Below are 5,287 nucleotides of genomic sequence, written 5' to 3'. Positions count from 1 at the left end.
AAGCAGGTCTCCCGCCAGCCGATGGTCTCGAGGCCGAGCGAGCTGAGAGGCCAGCCGACCGTGCTGGCGAAGCCGGCGATGAGCGTGATGCCGGTGATGGCACCCCGCGCATCGCTGCCGTAGATGCGGCCCAGCGCGCCGAAGGCCGCGTCGTAGAGGCCGAGACCCATGCCGATGCCGAGCAGCAGCCAGGCGGTCGACATCATCAACAATGACGTGGATGCCCCGAGCAGCGCCAGGCCCGCAGCGAGAACGACGTTCGAGATGCAGAGCACCTGTCGTCCGCCGACGCGATCTATTTGGCGACCGACGCGTGGGCCGAGAAGTCCGGAGATCACCAACGACCCCGAGAACGCCGCGAAGAACCAGTTGCTCGAGATGCCCAGATCGCGCGCGATCGGATCGGCGAGGATCGCCGGCAGGTAGTAGCTCGAGCCCCACGCGAGCGTTTGGGCGGTACCAAGCGCCGCGACGACGACGAGCCGTGATCGATCCACCTGCATTCCCCTGTCCTCGTGCCGCTATTTCGCGGGTATCGCGTTTTTCGTCTCGCCGGCGCGGGCCCAGAGAAGTGCGAGCGGGCCCATCGAGATTCCGACCGCGAGAACTATGAAGACCAGCATCCATCCAGCGGCGCTCTGCGGACCGCCCGCGAAATCGAGCGCCACGCCTGTTCCCCAGGCGCCGGCGGCCGAAAGCCCGAAGCCCACGGTGGAATGAAGAGCGAGCGTCGCACCCCGGTGCTCACGCGTAGCGGCGGCCGACATGCCGGCGGTCAGCGCGCCGGAGTCGGCGGGAACGGTCAGGCCGTAGGCCAGCAGCAGGAACGCGACCACCCATGCAGGCGCGCCAGCGTTCAAGCCGAGCAGCACCGCCACCGCGGCGGAGGCGATCATCACCGCCGTAATGGCCCGGTGGCGGCCGAATTTCAGCGCGGCTTCGTTCCCGAGAATGCTGGCGGGCATCGAGACGACGGCGAACACGAAGCTCACCACGACCGGCGACATCCACGACGGCGCGCTCTGGTGCGCGATCACGTAGGTCCAGAACCCCACCAGCCAGGTCCTGACGCCGTAGAGCTCGAAGCAATGGGCGCCATAGCCGAAGATGTAACCGAGCGCCTCACGGTTCGCGAAGACGGGTTTGAAATCGAGCAGCCGTCCGGGCTTGTGCTCCGGCCTGCGCCCTTCCATCGCCAGGCACACTACGGCCATCACGACGGGTCCGATGCCGGTGAGCACGAAAGCCGTCCGCCAGCCCCAGTGGTCCGCGACAAGCTGCGCGACCAGGAAGGAGAGCCCGACGCCAAGCGAGAAGCTGGACGTGTAGAGCGTGACTGCACGGGAGGCGTCCCCCGCCGGCAGCCGATCTGTCAGGGCCTTGAGCCCCGGCATGTAGGCGCCGGCGAAGCCGAGACCCGCCAGCGACCAGATAGCCACGCCCGACCAGAACCCGACCGCGAACAGGCCGAACGCGATCGTCGCGAGTCCGCTGACGATCGATCCGCAGAGAAGAACGAGGCGCGCGTCGATCCGATCGGTCAGCGTCGTCAGCACGGGGACCGCCAGCATGTAGCCGAAGGCGTAGCCGCTGGCGAGCAGCCCGCCTTCGGCGGCACTCAAACCCCAGGCAGGCATGAGGTGCTGCGCGAGATTGGCCGAAAGCGCGACGTGCGGAAGCAGATTGCCGATCTGGCCAAGGCACATCGCCGCTATCAGCGAGCGATGCTCCAGTGCGAAGGGTGGCGTCCTCATCCTTCGGCCGCGATTAGGAACACCCGCAGCCGGCGGCACCGGTCTGCTTCGCTTTCTCGTCGTCCGCACAGCAGGCGGAAACGTCCTGCTTCGCCGGCCCGCCGCAACATCCCGCCGCCGCATCTCCGCCCTCGACGCCGCCGCGGGTGCAGACGCCGGTCTCCGGCAATTCGAGCTCGACCCGCGCAGCGGCTTCCTTGTCGCCTGCGATGTCGGCCGCGATCGAGCGGACCTGCTCATAGCCGGTGATCATGAGGAAGGTCGGCGCCCGGCCGTAGGACTTGATGSCGGCGAGGTAGAAGCCCGGATCGTCCTGGGCGAGTTCGCGCGCTCCGTGCGGCCTTACGGTGCCACAGGAGTGTTCGTTGGGATCGATCAGGGGCGCCAGCGCCACCGGCGCCTCGATTGCGGGGTCGAGCCGGAGACGGATCTCGCTCAGGAACGAAAGATCCGGACGGAAGCCGGTCGCGACGATCAGTTCGTCGGCGACGACGTTGCGGCCGCAGCATGCCGAGCCCGCCGCGATCCTCAAGTGGCCGTCGTCGATGCTCACGTGAGTCGTTCGAAACGCCGGTTCGACCCTGATCTTTCCCGCTGCGACCAACGCCGCGAATACGGATCCCAGTTCTCCGCGAGCTGACAGCTTGTCGTTGGCTCCTCCGCCGAACGCCTTCGCCGGATTGTCGCCGCGCAACAACCAGATGACCTCCGTCGCGGGCACCTGCGCCTTCAATGCGGCTAGATCGGTCAACGTCCCTATCGCCGAGTGACCGGATCCGAGCACGGCCACGGTCTTGCCGGCATACCGCGTGCGTCCTGCGCCCAGCACGTCGGGCATCCCATAGGCGATCTTCTCGGCCGCTTCCTTTTCTCCGACCGCACCGAGACCGTTGGCACCGGCCGGATTCGGCGAAACCCAAGTCCCGGATGCGTCGATGACGGCGTCCGCGCGGACGAGCCTTTCGCCCAGTCCTTCCGGATACTCGGTGTTGCGGTATCGGATCTCGAATTGCGCTTGTTCGCGACCCTTGCTCTTGACCCGGTCGAAGCCTTGGCGGCTGACACCGGTGACCTTGCTCGACGTCAGGATGCGATCCTTCAGAGGCGTCTTCGTCGCGAGCGGGTCGAGATATCGCTCGAGCAATTCGGCGCCGGTCGGATAGGCGTGCGGGTCGGGCGAATTCCACCCCGTGGCGTCGAGGAGGCGCGCCGCGGCCTTGTCGACGTTGTATTCCCACGGCGAGAACAACTGCACGTGCTGCCACTGCCGCACGGAATGCCCCGCCTGCGGCCCCGCCTCGAGCACGATCGGCGTCATGCCGCGCTCCATGACGTGGGCCGCGGCCGCGAGGCCGACCGGTCCGGCTCCGATGATGGCGACCTGCTTCGATGCACTCATTCTGCATTCTCCCATGAATCTAGAACTATCGAAATTGAGGGCCCGCGAAAACTACGCGGCGGTCTTCGTCTCCTTGCAGGCGACCTCGTCCGCGCAGCACTCGGCGACGAGGAAGTCGACCAACTCGCGCATCGTCCCGTAGTTGGCATGACAGACGAGCGTCGTGGATTCTCGGACCTGCGTGATCAGGCCCACAGTGACCATGGTCTTGATGTGATGAGACAGCGTCGAAGGCGCGATCTTCAGCCGGTCCTGCAGCTTGCCGACCGGCAGCCCGGCCTCGCCGGCGCGGACCAGCGTCCGGTAGATCTTCAGGCGGGTCGGATTGCCCAGCGCTTCGAGATGGGCCGCGGCGTCGTCCAGTTTCATGACGTTCTCATGACGGTTTTGCTACGTTGCTCCTACCATATTTCTAGAATCTTCGAATTACAAGCCTCCAATCGCGTTGACCCTCCAAAAATATTTCGATAAGTCTGGACAGATCGAACTAGAGGGAGGTCGCGATGAGCGACGATCGGATCTACAACGTACTCTTCCTGTGCACGGGCAACAGCGCCCGTTCTATCCTGGCGGAGTCCATCATGCGCAAGGACGGGCGCGGCCGCTTCCGAGCCTTCTCGGCCGGCAGCCAACCCAAGGGCCGGGTCAATCCGTTCGCACTGAAGGTCCTCGATAGCCTGAACTATCCGACCGACGGCATGCGGTCGAAGAGCTGGCAGGAATTCGCCCAGCCGGACGCGCCGGTTCTGGATTTCGTGTTCACGGTCTGCGACAGCGCCGCCGGCGAGAGCTGCCCGGTCTGGCCCGGGCAGCCGATGACCGCGCACTGGGGGATCGAGGATCCCGCCGCCGTCGAAGGCACCGACATCGAAAAGGAAGCCGCCTTCGTCGCGGCCTTCCGCTTCCTGAAGAACCGGATCGGCGTCTTCAGCAGCCTCCCGCTGCGCGGCATCGACAAGCTGTCGCTCGGCACCAAGCTGCGCGAGATCGGACGGCTGGACGGAGCGACCACGCCGCACCCGAAGGCCGGGTGATGGACACGTTCGATCTCCCGCGACGGCTGGCCGCCGAAGCGCTCGGCACGGGCATCCTCGTCGCCACCGTCGTCGGGTCGGGCATCATGGCCGAGACACTGACCAAGGACGTCGCTCTCGCCCTGCTCTGCAACACGCTGCCGACGGGCGCGATCCTCGTCGTGCTGATCACCGTTCTGGGACCGATCTCGGGCGCGCACTTCAATCCGGCGGTCACGCTGGTCTTCACGGGCAAGCGCGAGTTGCCGCCGCAGGAGGCCCTGCTCTATGTCGTCGCGCAGATCGCCGGCGGCATCGCGGGCACGATGGCGGCTCACCTGATGTTCGGCCACCCCCTGATCGACTTCTCGATGAAGGTCCGCACCGGCGGCGCGCAATGGTTCGCGGAAGCCGTCGCCGCGTTCGGCCTGGTCGCCACCATCCTCGCCGGCATCCGCTTCCAGCGGACCGCCGTCCCGTGGCTCGTCGGTCTCTACATCACGGCGGCGTACTGGTTCACCGCCTCCACCTCGTTCGCGAATCCGGCGGTGGCGATCGCGCGCTCGTTGACGAACACGTTTTCGGGCATCCGCCCGGCGGACCTGCCGGGCTTCATCCTCGCCGAACTGGTCGGCGCATTCGCCGGCATGCTTCTCATGAACTGGATGCTGGGGCGCCCGACGGCGCGCGGCCCTGTTCCGATCGCGGAGACACAACGATGACCGTCACGATCTATCACAACCCCGACTGCGGCACGTCCCGCAACACCCTGGCCATGATTCGCCAAAGCGGCGAGGAGCCGACTGTCATCGAATACCTGAAGACGCCGCCGAGCCGTGAGAAGCTGGTGGAGCTGATCGCGGCCATGGGAATCCCAGTCCGAGACCTTTTGCGGAAGAAGGGCACGCCTTACGCAGAGCTTGGGCTGGACGATCCGAAGTGGGCCGACGACGATCTGCTCGACTTCATGATGAAGCATCCGATCCTGATCAACCGCCCGATCGTCGTCACACCGAAAGGCGTAAAGCTGTGCCGGCCGTCCGAAGCCGTGCTAGAGATCTTGCCCAGCGCCAAGATCGGTCGGTTCGTGAAGGAAGACGGTGAAGTGATTGATGCCTGAG

The 5,287-nt window shown here is 66.0% G+C and carries 7 protein-coding genes; 3 read left to right on the top strand and 4 right to left on the bottom strand.

All coding sequences use genetic code 11. The annotated features are described in order from the left end of the window. The 4 genes from AC1D00_RS25140 to AC1D00_RS25125 form a co-directional block, all read right to left on the bottom strand. Positions 1–503, bottom strand: a 503-nt coding sequence (locus tag AC1D00_RS25140; RefSeq protein ID WP_477012503.1) for an MFS transporter, incomplete at its 3' end; no start/stop codon positions are given. 18 nt (positions 504–521) lie between these two features. Next, positions 522–1,706, bottom strand: a complete 1,185-nt coding sequence (locus AC1D00_RS25135; protein ID WP_477012504.1) for an MFS transporter — start codon at positions 1,704–1,706, stop codon at positions 522–524. A gap of 61 nt (positions 1,707–1,767) precedes the next feature. After that, entirely contained in the window at positions 1,768–3,153 is a 1,386-nt protein-coding gene (locus tag AC1D00_RS25130; RefSeq protein WP_477012502.1) for an NAD(P)-binding domain-containing protein, read from the bottom strand. A gap of 51 nt (positions 3,154–3,204) precedes the next feature. Continuing rightward, entirely contained in the window at positions 3,205–3,522 is a 318-nt protein-coding gene (locus AC1D00_RS25125; protein WP_477012501.1) for an ArsR/SmtB family transcription factor, read from the bottom strand. Positions 3,523–3,656: 134 nt separating this feature from the next. On the opposite strand from AC1D00_RS25125, the gene AC1D00_RS25120 reads away from it, so the two are divergent. The 3 genes from AC1D00_RS25120 to arsC are packed head-to-tail and all read left to right on the top strand — an operon-like array spanning position 3,657 to position 5,286. Then, on the top strand, positions 3,657–4,187 hold the full coding sequence (locus AC1D00_RS25120) for an arsenate reductase ArsC (protein ID WP_477012500.1): 531 nt from the start codon (positions 3,657–3,659) through the stop codon (positions 4,185–4,187). Beyond that, on the top strand, positions 4,187–4,888 hold the full coding sequence (locus tag AC1D00_RS25115; RefSeq protein WP_477012499.1) for an aquaporin: 702 nt from the start codon (positions 4,187–4,189) through the stop codon (positions 4,886–4,888). Before AC1D00_RS25120 ends, AC1D00_RS25115 begins: the two co-directional genes overlap by 1 nt. After that, complete coding sequence (gene arsC, locus AC1D00_RS25110; protein ID WP_477012498.1) at positions 4,885–5,286, top strand: arsenate reductase (glutaredoxin); 402 nt, start codon at positions 4,885–4,887, stop codon at positions 5,284–5,286. Before AC1D00_RS25115 ends, arsC begins: the two co-directional genes overlap by 4 nt. Position 5,287: the final 1 nt, after the last annotated feature.

The sequence above is a fragment of the Bradyrhizobium sp. P2_E8 genome (genome assembly GCF_056403875.1).
Note: the sequence above shows the minus strand (reverse complement) of the source record. Positions and strands in the feature narration are given on the sequence as shown.

Bases quoted from the DNA above. Each gene is read 5' to 3' on its own strand.
- AC1D00_RS25135 (WP_477012504.1), bottom strand. From the start codon at position 1,706: ATGTGCCTTGGCCAGATCGGCAATCTGCTTCCGCACGTCGCGCTTTCG.
- AC1D00_RS25125 (WP_477012501.1), bottom strand. From the start codon at position 3,522: ATGAAACTGGACGACGCCGCGGCCCATCTCGAAGCGCTGGGCAATCCG.
- AC1D00_RS25120 (WP_477012500.1), top strand. From the start codon at position 3,657: ATGAGCGACGATCGGATCTACAACGTACTCTTCCTGTGCACGGGCAAC.
- AC1D00_RS25115 (WP_477012499.1), top strand. From the start codon at position 4,187: ATGGACACGTTCGATCTCCCGCGACGGCTGGCCGCCGAAGCGCTCGGC.
- arsC (WP_477012498.1), top strand. From the start codon at position 4,885: ATGACCGTCACGATCTATCACAACCCCGACTGCGGCACGTCCCGCAAC.